14 protein-coding genes are annotated in these 14,231 nt (G+C 72.7%); 3 read left to right on the top strand and 11 right to left on the bottom strand.

Translation table 11 applies throughout. The annotated features are described in order from the left end of the window. Positions 1 to 105: 105 nt before the first annotated feature. The 8 genes from LRX76_RS15730 to LRX76_RS15765 all read right to left on the bottom strand — a co-directional run bounded on the left by LRX76_RS15730 (position 106) and on the right by LRX76_RS15765 (position 7,037). Positions 106 to 549 (bottom strand): phosphotransferase, encoded by a 444-nt coding sequence (locus LRX76_RS15730; protein ID WP_231806572.1) that lies wholly within the window; start codon positions 547 to 549, stop codon positions 106 to 108. Continuing rightward, on the bottom strand, positions 536 to 2,884 hold the full coding sequence (locus LRX76_RS15735) for an MMPL family transporter (RefSeq protein WP_231806573.1): 2,349 nt from the start codon (positions 2,882 to 2,884) through the stop codon (positions 536 to 538). Before LRX76_RS15735 ends, LRX76_RS15730 begins: the two co-directional genes overlap by 14 nt. Positions 2,885 to 3,232: 348 nt before the next feature. After that, positions 3,233 to 3,880 carry a LolA-related protein gene (locus tag LRX76_RS15740; RefSeq protein WP_331716788.1) on the bottom strand — a complete coding sequence of 216 codons (648 nt, stop codon included), beginning with the start codon at positions 3,878 to 3,880 and terminating at the stop codon, positions 3,233 to 3,235. Further along, a complete protein-coding gene (locus LRX76_RS15745) occupies positions 3,804 to 4,778 on the bottom strand; it encodes an acyltransferase (RefSeq protein ID WP_231806574.1) in 975 nt (324 codons plus the stop codon). The genes LRX76_RS15740 and LRX76_RS15745 overlap by 77 nt, the downstream gene beginning before the upstream one ends. Further along, on the bottom strand, positions 4,775 to 5,062 hold the full coding sequence (locus LRX76_RS15750) for a hypothetical protein (RefSeq protein WP_231806649.1): 288 nt from the start codon (positions 5,060 to 5,062) through the stop codon (positions 4,775 to 4,777). The genes LRX76_RS15745 and LRX76_RS15750 overlap by 4 nt, the downstream gene beginning before the upstream one ends. Before the next feature lie 5 nt (positions 5,063 to 5,067). Continuing rightward, positions 5,068 to 5,814, bottom strand: coding sequence for a lysophospholipid acyltransferase family protein (locus tag LRX76_RS15755; protein WP_231806575.1), 747 nt, complete (start codon positions 5,812 to 5,814; stop codon positions 5,068 to 5,070). A gap of 235 nt (positions 5,815 to 6,049) precedes the next feature. Beyond that, positions 6,050 to 6,793, bottom strand: coding sequence for a ketosynthase (locus LRX76_RS15760; protein WP_231806576.1), 744 nt, complete (start codon positions 6,791 to 6,793; stop codon positions 6,050 to 6,052). Further along, positions 6,768 to 7,037 carry a phosphopantetheine-binding protein gene (locus LRX76_RS15765; protein ID WP_231806577.1) on the bottom strand — a complete coding sequence of 90 codons (270 nt, stop codon included), beginning with the start codon at positions 7,035 to 7,037 and terminating at the stop codon, positions 6,768 to 6,770. Before LRX76_RS15765 ends, LRX76_RS15760 begins: the two co-directional genes overlap by 26 nt. A 293-nt stretch (positions 7,038 to 7,330) precedes the next feature. Here LRX76_RS15765 and LRX76_RS15770 point away from each other — a divergent pair, with 293 nt between their 5' ends. After that, positions 7,331 to 8,335 (top strand): pteridine-dependent deoxygenase, encoded by a 1,005-nt coding sequence (locus tag LRX76_RS15770; protein ID WP_231806578.1) that lies wholly within the window; start codon positions 7,331 to 7,333, stop codon positions 8,333 to 8,335. 275 nt (positions 8,336 to 8,610) lie between these two features. Here LRX76_RS15770 and LRX76_RS15775 read toward each other — a convergent pair whose 3' ends face one another. The 3 genes from LRX76_RS15775 to LRX76_RS15785 form a co-directional block, all read right to left on the bottom strand. Beyond that, positions 8,611 to 9,621, bottom strand: coding sequence for a hypothetical protein (locus LRX76_RS15775; protein WP_231806579.1), 1,011 nt, complete (start codon positions 9,619 to 9,621; stop codon positions 8,611 to 8,613). A gap of 58 nt (positions 9,622 to 9,679) precedes the next feature. Next, positions 9,680 to 10,990, bottom strand: coding sequence for an AMP-binding protein (locus LRX76_RS15780; RefSeq protein ID WP_231806650.1), 1,311 nt, complete (start codon positions 10,988 to 10,990; stop codon positions 9,680 to 9,682). A gap of 288 nt (positions 10,991 to 11,278) precedes the next feature. After that, a complete protein-coding gene (locus tag LRX76_RS15785) occupies positions 11,279 to 11,773 on the bottom strand; it encodes a RidA family protein (protein WP_231806580.1) in 495 nt (164 codons plus the stop codon). Between the two features lie 285 nt (positions 11,774 to 12,058). Here LRX76_RS15785 and LRX76_RS15790 point away from each other — a divergent pair, with 285 nt between their 5' ends. After that, complete coding sequence (locus LRX76_RS15790; protein ID WP_231806581.1) at positions 12,059 to 13,639, top strand: flavin monoamine oxidase family protein; 1,581 nt, start codon at positions 12,059 to 12,061, stop codon at positions 13,637 to 13,639. Next, positions 13,636 to 14,070, top strand: coding sequence for a cytochrome c (locus LRX76_RS15795; RefSeq protein WP_231806582.1), 435 nt, complete (start codon positions 13,636 to 13,638; stop codon positions 14,068 to 14,070). The genes LRX76_RS15790 and LRX76_RS15795 overlap by 4 nt, the downstream gene beginning before the upstream one ends. Positions 14,071 to 14,231 lie beyond the last annotated feature (161 nt).

The following is a 14,231-nucleotide window of genomic DNA, read 5'->3' on the forward strand; positions in this document are numbered from 1 at the left end:
CGCTGTGCGCGCAAGGGAGGGAGCCAAGCCTGCGTGCCGCTCAGGCATTCCGCCTTGGTCTCGCGCTGCGCCCCGTGAATGGGGTGACGCGATCCTTCGCCGGCCCTATCCGGGTGCGGCCGCCGGTTCCAGCATCGCCGCGGCGCGTCCTTCCGCCAGCAGTTGCGCCTCGTGCCAGATGCGGAAGGCGTACTGCTGGCTGGCTTCGCTGCAGGCCAGCACCTCGGCCTCGCCGCGCAGCAGGCCCGGCAGCGTCTCGATGCAGTCCACGTGCAGCTGCACCCCGCGCAATGCGACCAGCATGCCGGGACGCGGCGGCTGTCCGCGTTCGCGGCCCAGCAGGCCGCCGTGCACCGCCATCGCCTGCGCGCCGTATTCGCACAGGTGCAGCGCATGCAGGCGCCCGTGCGCGCGCAGCGGATGCTGCGGCGAGCGGTGGCCGCCGCTGCGCAGCACGATGCGCTGCGCGTCCCACTCGACCACTTCCTCCCACAGGCACATCAGCCCCTGGTGGGGAATCAGCGCGGCGATCGCCTCACGTCCCTGCATCGTGCGCCTCCCGCGCGGTCTGGCGCGACACCAGCAGCGCCAGCACGAAGTTGAACAGCACGCCCAGCGCCACCGTGCTGCCGATCGCGCGCAGCACCGGGATCGACGAGGCGGCCAGCAGCGCGAACACCAGCAGCGTCATCAGGCTGCACACGATCAGCGCGTGCAGCGTGCGCAGCTGGTCGGCGCGGTCGTCGCCGGCATGGTCGAAGAACAGTGCGTAGTCCAGCCCCAGGCCGGCGGCCAGGATCAGTGCGATCAGGTGGAACAGGTTCAACTCGACGCCGCAGCCGCGCAGGATCGCCAGGATCAGCAGCGTGCTCAGCGCCATCGGCAGCAGCACGCGCACGATGCGGCGCGGCCGGCGCAGGGCGATGGCCACGGTCAGCGCCAGCAGCAGCGCGGCCACGGCGAGCGCCGCCAGCACGCGGCCGCGGTAGGCCGCCACCAGCGACTCGGACGCCTGCTTCAGGTCCAGCAACCGTGCGCCGCTGCCGCGCAGCTGCGCCGCCAGCGCGGCCGGATCGCGCAGGCCGCTGAGCGAGACCAGCGCGGTGGCGCGCTCGCCCGAGCGCAGCAGCAGCCCGGCGACCGGCGTGGCCAGCGGCGTGCCGGCAAGGTCGCGCGGTGTCAGCGGCGCGGCATCGCGGGCACGTTGCAGGTCGTCGAGGAAGGGCGCGAAGACGGACTCGCGGAAAGGGCTGGCGGCCGCCGCTTCGGCCAGCATCGCCGTCGCCTGCTCCGCATCGGGCAGGCGCGCCTGCCGCCGGCGCTGGGCCTGGATGCTGGGCAGGTAGCGTGCGGCCATGTCGTAGCCGGCCAGCGTGCCCTGCGCGACTTGGCCGTCGAGTACGCCGCGCAGCTGCTCCGAGCGCTGCAGTGCCTGCTCGGCATCGGCCGCGGCGATGGCCAGCACGTAGCGCACGTCGGGTGCGCCGAGTTCGTCGCGCAGGTCGGCATCGCGCACCAGCGCATCGGCCGGGACCGGGGTCAGCCGCGACAGGTCGTTCTGCCAGAACGGGGTGGGCATGCAGGCGACGACCGCGAGCGCCACTAGTGCCAGCGCCAGCAGCGACCATTTCGGCCGCGGCAGCCTGGCGATGCCGCGCCACAGCCGCGCCAGCGCCGGCGAATCGGCTTGGTCGTGCGGCGCCGGATCGATCAGCGCCGGCAGCAGCAGGCGCGTGGTCAGCGCCGCCACCAGCAGCCCGGCGATAGTGAACACCGCCAGCTGGCGCAGGCCGTCGACCCCGGAGAACAGGAAGGTGACGTAGGCGATGCAGGTGGCGATGACGCCGGTGGACAGCGTCGGCCACAGGTGGCGGGCATTGGCGCGCGGGTCCAGGCCCGGGCGCTGGTGGCTGAACAGGTGGATCGGGTAGTCTTGCACCACCCCGATCAGGGTGAAGCCGAACGCCACGGTGATGCCGTGCACGCCGTCGAACAGCAGCGCCACCGCGCCCAGCCCGGCCAGGCCGGCGCTGGCCAGCGGCAGCACGCCGAGCACCGGGATCTTCCAGCTGCGATAGGCGACGAGCAGCAGCAGCACCAGGCCGACGGTGTCCAGCGTGCCGATCCATTGCGCCTCGCGCTGGGTGCGCCCGCCGATCTCCACCGAGAACGCGCCCGGCCCGGTCAGCGTGAGCGCGGTGGCGCTGTCGCCGCGCACCTGCGCGAAGGCGTCGTGGATGGCCTGCACCGCCTGCTGCTGGCCGGTGGGGTCGAAGCCGGCCGCGCGGGTCTGCGCCAGCAGCAGCGCGCGCTTGCCGGCGCGGTCGAACCACACCCCGTCGATGCGCTGCGGCGCATGCGCCGGCTGCAGGCCTTCGGCGATGTGCACGATCTCCAGCGTGGGATCGCGCGGGATCAGCGGCTCGACCAGGCCGGCGGCGGGCGAGCCCAGGTCCTGCAGCCGCGACTGCAGCGCGTCGGCCAGCGCGGCCGCGTCCAGCGGCTGCGCATCGAAACTGTCGCTGAGCAGGTAGCGGTAGGCCAGCAGGGACTCGGGGATCGCCGACAGGTCGGCGTCGCCGCCGTTGCCGACCAGCTCGAAGGCGTCGTTGGCCGCCAGCGTCTGCCGCAGCGCCTGCGATTGCCGCGCCAGCCGCGCCGGGTCGCTGCCGGAGAGCGACATCAGCAGCAATCGCGAGCCCGGGCCTTCGCCGAGCTCGTCGAGCAGCAGCTTCTGCGCCGGGGTCTGCGCGGCGGGCATGAACTTGCGCAGGTCGCCGGACAGCTGCAGGCGGTCGCCGAGCCACATCGCCGCGCCGACCAGGATCGCCAGCCACGCCAGCGCCAGGACGATGCGTGTTCTTGCGCCCAACTCAATCCGCATCGGTGGAATCTTCGCCCGAGGCGGGTACGAGGCCGGCCGTGTGTGCGCTGCCGATCACGGCGACGGTTCCGGCCATCCCACGAGCGGAAGACGACCCGTCTCCCGCGCCTATGCATGGTTTGTCCGTCACGAACCCCGGATGAAACGCTTTCGCCTTGCCGGGGCGGGGACTCCGTCGTCCCCGCGCAGGCGCGAATCCAGCGACTTTCGCCGTGCGATCAACCTGCCGGAGACTTCCACCCATGGTCCATCGTTCAAGGTGGAGGCACTGGATCCCCGCCTGCGCGGGGATGACGAGCCCGGGTTTCCCGAGCATGAGCGCCGGGATCGCCGATGAAATGCGTCCACTCATTGCCGCTGGCCATGGCACAGCGCGGCCAGTGCGTCGGCATCGGCCACCTGCTGCGCCTGCTCGGCGGCGCCGGCGAGCAGGGTGCGCTGCATGTCGCCCTTGGCCGGCTCGCTCTCGATGCAGCGCAGTTCGGCGCCGCGGCCGAACAGCCGCACCTCGCGCAGGCGCTGCGCCAGCGCCGCGTCCTTCGGCTTGAGCTGCATGCGCCACTGCTGGCGGCTGCCCTCGGCGGCGAGGACGTAGTGCTGCTCGAGCAAGCGGCGGTCGCCGGACAGGATCGCGCCGAAGCTGTCCTGCAGCGCGGCCAGTTCCGGCACCTTGTCCAGCGCGAAGCGGCGCGGCGGCTTGCCCTGGCGCTCCAGCGTGGCCTGGCCGCCACGCAGGGTGGTGGTCTCGCGGTAGGGCGCGCTGACCTCGCGCACCAGGGTGTCGGCGTCCGGGCGCGCGTAGCGGCCCTCCACCCGCAGCGGCGTCTTCAGCAGCGCCGAGCCGCGCAACTCGACGAAGCCGGTGCTGGCCGGCGCCGGTCGCGCGATCCGCTGCAGGATCCAGCCCGCATCGACGCCCTCAGACGGTGCGGCGCACAGCGGTGCGGCGCTGCACAGCAGTATCGGCATCGACAGCCAGGTACGACGCATCGGCATGGTGGGTGTTCCAGAAATCGTAGAAGTTGAACCAGTTGTACGGCGCGCTGCGGGTGTAATGCTCCAGCCGCGCGGCGTAATCGCAGATGAGCGCGGCCACCGCCGGCGCGCGCTGGCGGCGCGGCAGGTCCAGGCCTTCGCTGAAGGTCTCGAACGTCAGCTGGTAGCGGTTGCCGCCGCGGTACAGGCCGAAGGCCAGCACCACCGGCAGCTTGAGCACGGCGGCGATCAGCCACGGCGAGGTCGGGAACATCGCGCCCTGGCCGATGAACGGCGCCGGCAGCGCCGGGTCCTCCGGGCGCAGGCGGTCCACCAGCAGCGCCACCAGCGCGCCTTCGTCGGCGGCCTGCTTGATCGCCATGACGATCGAGGTGCTGTCCATGCCGGCGTCGATGATGTTGGCCGCCAGCTGCGGGTTCAGCGCGCAGAGCATGTCGGTCAGGGCCGGGTTGTGGGCCTTGTCGAGCACCACCTTGACCTGCACGTCCGGCCGCTCGGCGGCGAGCACGCGCAACGCGTCGAAGCTGCCCAGGTGCGAGCCGAACACCAGCACGCCGCGGCCCTTGTCCATCTGCGCACGCAGCTGGTCCAGGCCCTGCACCTCGATGCGGAAGCGTTCGAGCTGGCCGCCGAGCAGGAACACCCGGTCGAGGATGGTCGCGGCGAAGGTATGGATGTGCCGCGCCACCTCGCGCAGCTTCGCCGGCCGGCCGAACACGCGGCCCAGGTACTCGCGCGAGTCGCGCCGCTCCGGGGCGCGCGTGGCCAGGAAGTACAGCGTGATCGGATACAGCAGCAGGCGGCCGATGCCGCGCCCGCCATGGCGGGCGATGCCGCGGATCAGCCACAGCGCCAGGCGGCTGCCGCCCTCCGGGCGCTGCTTCCAGCTCGCGCTCATGGCCGCGCCTCCGCCACCACTTCGCCGCTGGCCAGCAGGCCGTGGGCGCCGAGCACGCGGAAACGCCAGCGCGGCGCCTGGCCCTCCAGCTGCACCTGCGCGCGCTCGCCCGGCAGCAGCGGCCGCACGAACTTGACCTGCGGCAGGCGCAGCGGCGCCAGCGCGCCGGTATGCGCCTGGATCGCCTGCACCACGTGGTCCACGATCACCACGCCGGGCACCACCGGGCGGCCGGGAAAATGCCCGGCCAGGCTGGGATGGTCTTGCGGCACTGCGAACTCCATCTGACTCATATCCTCGGTTCGAGCATTCTGCCCACGGCGGCATGTGCACGCCGGGTCAATTCCTGCCGGTCCAGTCCGGCCGCCTCGATCGGAGCACCGATGCGCACGCGAATGATGCCCGGACGCACCCGGAACAGACCCTGCACGGGCAGGATCTTGCCGGCACCGTCGAGCGCGACGGGCACCACCGCCACCCCGGCATCGATGGCCGCCTGCAGCAGCCCGGCCTTGAACCCGGCCAGCTCGCCGCCACGGCTGCGGGTACCCTCCGGGAACAGGCACAGGTCCCTGCCCTGCGCCAGCGCGGCCGCGGCGCGGCGCCGCACCAGCGCGCCGGCGCGACGGCTGTCGCGGTCCAGGAACAGCATGCCGGTGGCCCGGGCGTACCAGTTCACGAACGGCACCTTGAGCATCTCCTGCTTGAGCAGGAACCGCAGCGGCACCGGCAGCGCGACGAACAGCGCGCAGATGTCGATCACCGACTGGTGGTTGCTGACGAACAGGTAGTTGCGCGAGAAATCCACGTTCTCGCGCCCCTCCACCACCAGCCTGGCGCCGGCCCCGGCCAGCAGCACCGGCCCCCACCAGGTGGCGCCCATGCGCAGCACCCTGTCCGGCCGGCGGGTGAGCGCCAGCAGGGCCAGGGCGCAGCTGATCCCGGCGGCGGTGAAGGCCAGGGTGAAGCCCAGCTGCAACAGGTTCCACAGGCACCATGCCCAGCGTGTGGGCGTGCGTACGGCGTGTTGTCTCATGTTGTCGGTCGGGCTCCCCACCCGGACAGAATAACCGCGCGCGACTGCACACAGGCGCCCCCGGGGCTTGTCATCCATTGCCGAGCAGGCCGCGTTGGGGGTCTGCACGGCCGTCGGCCGGTGTCGCCTAGCGCCCGACCGGCCTCCGGAGCCGGTCCCTGGCGGGGGCCAAGCCGCGCGGTGCCGCATGGTGGTACTGCAGGGCCACGCCTGCACCACCTGCTCGGCACGCACCCTAGCGCAGCAGGTCGCGCCAGAACGCCGGCCCCAGCAGCGCCAGGCGGCGGAGGAAGTCGGGCAGGTTGCGGTAGGGCCGCACCGGGAACCAGCGCGAACGCAGGGCGTATTCGGCGACGAAGAAGCCGCCGATCACCCCGTACGCCAGCAGGTTGGCGAACAGCGAGGCGCTGGCGTCGGAGATCGGCCACGGCGAGGCCTTGCCCAGCTGTGCCAGCACGCCGCCGGGCACCGCGCACAGGCCGAGCACGGCGTTGAACAGCGCCAGCGCCGCCAGCAGCAGTGCCCAGGCCAGGGTCAGGCGCCGGGTGTAGCGGCGCTGCGCAGGGGTGATCTGGATGCCGGCCGAGGCGTACAGCCCATCGACGATGCGGCCGATCAGCGGTTGCCGCCCCGGCAGCAGGCTGCGGCCGAAGAACCAGGCGACCCAGCCGGTGAACAGCGCCGGCGGCGCGGCCAGCAGCAGCATGGCCCGCGGCGAATGCCACAGCGGCACCAGCGCGGCCAGCAGCAGCGGCAGCAGGCACCACGCCCACAGGCGGCGGCGCGCCAGCGGTTCGATCAGCATCATCAGCGCCAGCGCGACCGCGGCCAGCACCGCCAGCTGCGGCCGCCCGGAGGCGTTGGCCCAGTGCGCCAGCGGCGAATATGCCAGCGCCAGCAGCAAGGCCGCCGCGGCCGTCCACAATGACGGCGCGGCGGCGGCGCTGCCGGAATCAGTTGGCGCGATGGGACTGGACATGGGCCGACAGCGCGCGCAGGGAGGCGAAGATGCGGCGGTTGTCGTCGTTGTCCGAACGCAGCTGGAAGCCGTAGCGCTTGCTGATCGCCAGCGCCAGTTCCAGCGCGTCGATCGAGTCCAGCCCCAGGCCGGTGTTGAACAGCGGCGCCTCCGGATCGATGTCGCCGGGCTGCACCTCCTCCAGGTTCAGGCTTTCGACCAGCAACTCGGCCAGTTCGCGTTCGGCATCGGTCTGCGGGGACATCCAGGGACTTCCAATGGCTACAGGGGGCGACAAGATCGGGCATCGCGGCGGCGGGCGCAAGCGCCGGGAACGCAGGCGGGGGAACGTTGGCGGCGAGACATCCGCCGCGCGAGGCCTGATTCGTGACGATTCGCCAACCCGCAGCCGTACTGCAGGCCAGCAAACGGCGCGGATCCGGACCGCACGGCCGACTCCGCGGCCCGGACGGCTTCTGCCAGCTGCGCTCCCGGGCCGCGAAACAGCCAAGCTATCATGCCCGCCTTCTCCTGCCATGCCCGTGAGGCCGATAGCGCATGCCCCCCGATTCCCTGCCCGCGGCCGATGCCGGCGGCACCGCCCTGCAGATCGACTACGTGCCCGGCATCGACGCCGGCGAGCTGCTGGGCGATGCGCAGGTGCTGGCGGTGTTCGGCTTCGGCGACGAGGCGCCGCGCCTGGCCGATCCGCGCTACCTGCGCGTGCCGCTGCAGCCGTACGGCGACGCGCCGCTGGAAGCGTGGCGCTGCCGCGGCCCGGTGCGGCATGGCCGCGAGGGCGCCATCGCCTGGGCCGGCGACGGCGAGCTGCAGTTCGGCGCGATCGAGATCGACGAGAACGGACTGGGACCGGAGGAAGCCGCCCGGCAGGCCTATGCGCAGCTCTCGGCATTCGTTTCCGCCAGCGCCACCCCGCACCTGCTGCGCATCTGGAACTACCTGGACGCGATCACCGAGGGCGATGGCGACGCGGAGCGCTACCGGCAGTTCTGCCTCGGCCGCGCGCGCGGCTGGCAGGGCTTCGACCTGGACCAGCTGCCGGCCGCCACCGGCATCGGCCGCCGCGACGGGCAGCGGGTGATCCAGGTCTACTGGCTGGCCGCGGCCCGCCCCGGCCACGCGCTGGAGAATCCCCGCCAGGTCAGCGCCTGGCGCTATCCGCGCCAGTACGGTCCGCAGCCGCCGACCTTCGCCCGCGCGATGCTGCCGCCGCCCGGCGCGCAGGTGCCACTGCTGCTGTCGGGCACCGCCAGCGTGGTCGGGCACGAGACCCGGCACGCCGGCGACGTGCTGGCGCAGCTGCGCGAGACCTTCGTCAACTTCGATGCGCTGCTGGGCGCGGCGCATGCGCAGCGGCCTTCGTTGCCGGACCGTTTCGGCGCAGCCTCGCGGCTGAAGGTCTACGTGCGCGAGGCGGCCGACCTGCCGCGCGTGGCCGCCGCGCTGGACCATCGCTTCGGCCGCTCGTTGCCGCGGCTGCTGCTGCACGCCGACGTCTGCCGGCGCGACCTGCTGGTGGAGATCGACGGCAGCCACGATTGAGGCTGTCCAGGCCACGGCGGCGCGAGGCTGCGCCTTTGCCCTGGTCCGCCGGTTGCGTGCCGCATTGCGCCACGCAATGCGGGGGCCGGCCTCGCGAGAAGCTCCAGCCGGGCAAGCTCGGCTCTACGGCGGGGCGGGACGTGACTGGTCCTCCGCCGGGAGAGGGACCGATGCTCCAGGAGGACCCGCTCGCCGCAGCCGCACGGCCGGCGATGCGCTCCGGACGGCTTCCCCCCGACGCAGCTTCGTCTACGCCGTGCCCGGCGAGCCCGCATTCACCGCGCGCAATCGTCCGGCCCGATATCGGCAACCCCGCCATTGCCGTAGACCAGCAGGCGCGGGAGCGGGGCCGACAGGTCCGGCGGCTGCCATTGCCCCCGCCACTGCCCGGCGAGCGCGCGTGCCTGCGACTGCTGCTGCGCATCCATGCCGGCGCGCAACCGTTCCAGGTTCCGCTCCTGCACGTTGCGCAGCGCGAGCAGCCGGGCATCGCCCGTGGCGGCCAACGCGTCCTGCACATGCAGGTACAGCGCCAGCGCACGTACCGGATCGGCGGCGACGACCTGCGCCAGGAACGGCGGCCGGATGCCATAGCCGGGTTGGGACGAATAGGCGGCCGCCAGCGCCAGCGTGGTGCGGACGTCGCCGGCAGCGGCAGCCTGCAGCGCCAGCCGCTCGGCCTCGTCGCGATAGACCTGCAGCTGCGGCAGTAGCCGCAGTGTGTCCTGCAGCCTGAAGGCGTTGCCGACCGCATAGTGCGACAGCGCCGGCAAATGCCCGGCGAGCGCGGCGCGGCGCCAGTAGCCGGCACGCTCGGCAGGGCCGACGCGGGGCACGCCATCGCACTGCTCCAGGCGGCCGAGCAGCACCTTGCCGTGCCGTTCCATGGCATCGGCGAACTGGCGCCGCTGCTGCGGGTCCGGCTGCGGGTCGTGCCCGTCGCTCATCGCCGCCTCATGGGACCGCAGCTGCTCCTCGAACATCGGCAGCTCCTCGCGTACCTGCTCGCAGGCTTCCAGCTCCGCCGCGAGCCGGCATGCGGCCGGCGCCTCGCCATTGTCGGCGCGCCGCTTGAGATCGTCGAAGACCAGGCGCAGCGGCGTGCCGGAAGCCGGCAAGGGCGCTGTCGCGGGCAGCGGCCGGCTGCCGGCGGGGTGCGCCGGCGCGGCCGTGGCGGCCTCGCCGGGGTGCGCCGCGTCCTGCACAGCGGCCGGGGCGGCCGAGGTGCCGGCGTGGCTGCGCCAGCCGATCCAGGCGGCAATGGCCAGCATTACCGCGGCGCCCATCGCCATCGCGGTCCTTCGCTGCACAGCTCGTCCTCTCCGGGGCGCGGTCGTGGTGGGATCAGCCGCCGCGCAGCAGCTGCATCAGCGCATCGCGCGGCAGCTTGCCGGTATCGGCACGCGGCAGCGCATCGACGAAGCGGATGCGCCGCGGCAGGAACACCGGGTCCATCGCCTTGCGCAGCGCCGCCAGCAGCTGCGCCTCGTCCAGTCCCGGCGCGACCACCGCCGCGGCGATGCGGCGCACGCCCAGCTCGTCCGCTTCCAGCTGCGCCATCGCACCGTCGCGCACGCCGGGCACGGCCAGCAGGCGCCGGGTCAGGTCGCCCAGCGAGGCGCGCTTGCCGGCGATCTCCAGCATGTCGGCCTGGCGGCCGCGCACGATGAAGCGGCCCTGGGCATCGACCTCCATCAGGTCGGCCAGCGGCACCGGCTGCGGCAGGTGCTCGGCGTACACCAGCGTGCCGTCCGGCTGCGGCGCCACGCGCACGCCGGGCAGCGGCGTCCACGCCGCCTCGCAGGCGGTGCGGCGGCGGGCGAAGATGCAGGTCTCGGTGGAGCCGAACATCTCCCGCACCTGCGTGCCGAAGCGCTGCTCGGCGGCCTGCGCCAGTTCCTGCGCCAGCGGCGCGGTGGCAGAGACCATCGCCGCCACCGGCGGCAGTTCGACGCCGGAATCGACCAGCGCGCGCAGGTGCACCGGGGTGGTGACCAGGATCCGCGGCGCCGGCACCTGCGCCAGCGCGTCGGCCACGTCCTCCGGGAAGAACGGCTTGCCGCCCTGCACCGCCACCGGCGCCAGCAGCGGCATCACCACCGACAGTTCCATGCCGTACATGTGCTGCGGCGGCACCGTGGCCACCACGCTCGGCTGCTCGTCGCCCCACAGGTCCTCCAGCGCCGACAGGTTCTGGCCGTTGGAGGTGCGGAACGCCGCCAGCGTCTTCGGATAGGGCTTGGGCTGGCCGGTGCTGCCGGAAGTGAAGCCGATCGCCACCAGCACGTCCTCGGCCACCCGCGGTACCAGGCCGTCGGCCTGCGGCAGCGCGTCGGGCATCTGCCAGTAGCGCTCGGGCGCTTCGTCCAGCGCCTGGTCGCCGATGGCGTAGGCGTCGGCATGCCGGGCCATCGCCTCGGCCACCACCGCCGGCGCGCGCGAAGGCGGCAGCAGCGTCACCTGCCCGCGCAGCGCCACCGCGCAGAACGCCACCAGGAAGCGATAGCGGTTCTCGCACAGGTTCACCGCATGGCGCCCGGCCGGCAGCTGCGCGGCCAGCGCGCGTACCTGCGCATGGAACGTGGCCAGGTCGACCGCCTGCCCATGGTCGTAGCTGACGATGCGCGCGGCATCGCCGACGCCCAGGGTGATCATGCCCGCCGACTGGGACGGGGATTCGATGACTGCCGACATATGAGTGCTTCTTCGCTAGGGATCCGGCCGGGCCGGCCGGTGGCTGTTCCTCCGGACTAGCTTGGCCGCTTCCGGCCGCCGCTGGCAAGCGACGGCCCGGCGCGGCCGGCCGCCGGCAGCCGCCTCGCCGCGGAATCTGCGATGGCCTTTCGGGCCTGGTCGAGGCAGCGTTCGCGCAAGCGTGGGCGGCGCAAGCCATCCGGGCGGCGAGGCCCGGACGGCACGCCATGCGAGCCGTCGCGGTACGGCTCAGCGGCGCACCGCGACCACCTCGATCTCCACGCGGAAGGCCGGGTTGCCCAGCGCGGCGATCTGGAAGGTCGAACGCGCCGGCAGGTTCGGCTGGCCGGCCTCGGCGCCGAAGAACTGCGCGTAGCCCCGGCGGAAGCCGTCCAGGTCCATGCGCCCGCCGTTGTCCGGGTCGCCGACCAGGAACACCTGCATCTTCACCACGTCGCCCATGTCCAGGCCCAGCGTGCCCAGCAGCTCGCGGATGCGGGTGAGCACGCTCACCGTCTGCACGTAGGTGTCGCCATAGGCCTGCGGCGAATCCTTCGGCGCGGTGGCATCGGCCAGCGCGGGCGTGGCCCCGCTCAGGTAGACCGTGCTGCGCCCGGCCGGCACTTCCACCGCCATGGCGATCGGCGAACTGCCGCCGGGGTTGGCGTGGCGGACCACCTCGGCGGCCGTGGCGGAGGCGGACAGGGCGAACAGCAGGGGGATGGCGGCAGGCAGCAGGCGCATGGCGGGATTCCTCGGCTAGGGGCGGGCGGTGACGGCGCGATGGCCGGCCCGGCCAGCATACGCAACGACGGCGGACGCGCCGGACGGGGTAGGCGGACGGCGCGGCGCCGATGGCACAAGGCATCGCCCCGGTTCGCCGCGTCCGCGGCACTACCCGCCGATGCGTCGCCTACCCGCTGCCGCGCTCCGGTGCGGGCGAAGTCTCGGCCACTCTTGCGAGGTGGCCACCAGCGCCATCTCCCGTCCGCGATCGAGATCACGATGCACGACAGTGCCAACTCCCCGATGAGCCGCCGCCAGCTGCTGCGCATGATCGGCGCGGTCGCCGGCGGCGCGGCCATGTACCAGGCGATGGGCAACCTGGGCTTCGCCGCCGAGTCCCCCTATCGCGGGCCGCCGCGGCTGGAAGGCTCCGGCAAGGGCAGCTCGGTGCTGATCCTCGGCGCCGGCCTGGCCGGCATGACCGCCGCCTACGAACTGCGCAAGGCCGGCTACAAGGTCAGCATCCTCGAGTACAACGACCGTCCCGGCGGCCGCAACTGGAGCCTGTACGGCGGCGACAGCTACACCGAGCTGGGCGGCGCCACCCAGCACTGCCGCTTCGACAAGGGCCTGTACCTCAACCCCGGGCCGTGGCGCATCCCCTACCACCACCACGCCGTGCTGGACTACTGCAAGCTGTTCGGGGTCAGGCTCGAACCGTTCGTGCAAGTCAACTACAACGCCTTCCTGCACAACAGCGGCGCCTTCGGCGGCAGGCCGCAGCGGCTGCGCACGCTCAAGGCCGACACCCAGGGCCATATCGCCGAGCTGCTGTCCAAGTCGGTGCGCCAGCGCGCGCTCGACGAACAGGTCAGCGCCGAGGACCGCGAGAAACTGCTCGAGGGGCTGCGCCGCTGGGGCGCGCTGGACGCCGACTTCCGCTACCTGCGCGGCGAGACCAGCAGCAGCCGGCGCGGCTACGACAAGGATCCCGGCGGCGGCCTGAGCGCACGGCCGCTGCCCTCGCAGCCGCTGGGGCTGTCCGACGTGCTCGACGCCAACGCCTGGTCCGGGCTGGTGGCCGGCGAGAACTACGAGATGCAGACCGCCATGTTCCAGCCGGTGGGCGGCATGGGCATGATCGGCAAGGCCTTCGGCCGCGAGCTGGAAGGGGTGATCCGCTACCGCAGCAAGGTCGTCTCGATCCAGCAGGACGGCGGCGGCGTCAGCGTGGCCTACGAGGACACCGGCAACCCCGGGGTTGCGCTGAGCGCGCGCGCGGACTGGTGCCTGTGCACGATCCCGCTGTCGATCCTGGCGCAGATCCCGATGAACGTCGGCGCGCCGATGCAGGCGGCGATCGACGCGGTGCCGTACAACGCCTCGGTCAAGGTCGGCCTGCAGTTCAAGCGCCGTTTCTGGGAAGAGGACGAGCGCATCTACGGCGGCATCAGCTACACCGACGGGCCGATCGCCAGCATCGGCTATCCCAGCACCGATTTCTTCAGCGGCGGCAAGGGCGTGCTGCTGGGCGCCTACGCCGGCGGCCTGAACGCGCTGGAGATGACCTCGATGACGCCCGAGCAGCGCATCGAGACCGCGCTCGAGTACGGCAGCCGCATCCACCCGCAGTACCGGCGCGAGTTCGACAACGGCATCGCCGTGGCCTGGCACCGGGTGCCGTTCACCCAGGGCTGCGCCGGGCGCTGGACCGAGGACAGCCGCGCCGAGCACTACGACAACCTGTGCCAGATCGACGGCCGCATCCTGCTGGCCGGCGAGCACGCCTCCTACATCCCGGCCTGGATGGAAGGCGCCATCACCTCGGCGCTGGACGCCATCGGCCGCCTGCACCAGCGCGTCGCCACCGGAGCCTCCGCATGATCGCCCCCGTCCGCCGCCGTCTTCCGCTGCTGCTGGCACTGCTGGCCTCGCCGGCGCTGGCCGACGAGGCGCCGGTCATGCTCGATTCCGCCCAGTTCGCCAAGGCCGACGGCGCCACCGTCTACGCCCAGGTCTGCCAGGGCTGCCACATGGCAGACGGCAGGGGCGCCGCACAGGTGGGGCAATACCCCGGCTTCGCCGACAACCCCACGCTGGTGTCGCCGCAGTACGTGGCGCTGGTGGTGGCCAATGGCCGCAGGAACATGCCGGCCTTCGGGCGCGGCGAGAAGTACGCCGCGGCGATGCGCAGCATCGCCCTGACCGACGCGCAGATCGCCGAGGTCACCAACTACCTGCGCAGCCACTTCGGCAACCACTACGAGGACCACATCACCGCGGCCGACGTGGCCGCGCTGAAGCAGGCGCCCTGAGAATCCGTCCACGCTCTGCCGTGGGAGCATCGTTCCGGCGCGGTGCGCGCCGGCCGGCCAGGCCATGACCATCGGCGCAGTCGGCGCCGGCAGGCGGCTGCTACCCTTGCCGGCTTGTCGCCGCCACGGGAACCTCCATGCGCCACCGCCTGTCCACGCTG

Source organism: Stenotrophomonas sp. MMGLT7, assembly GCF_021168555.1.
Lineage (GTDB): Bacteria > Pseudomonadota > Gammaproteobacteria > Xanthomonadales > Xanthomonadaceae > MMGLT7.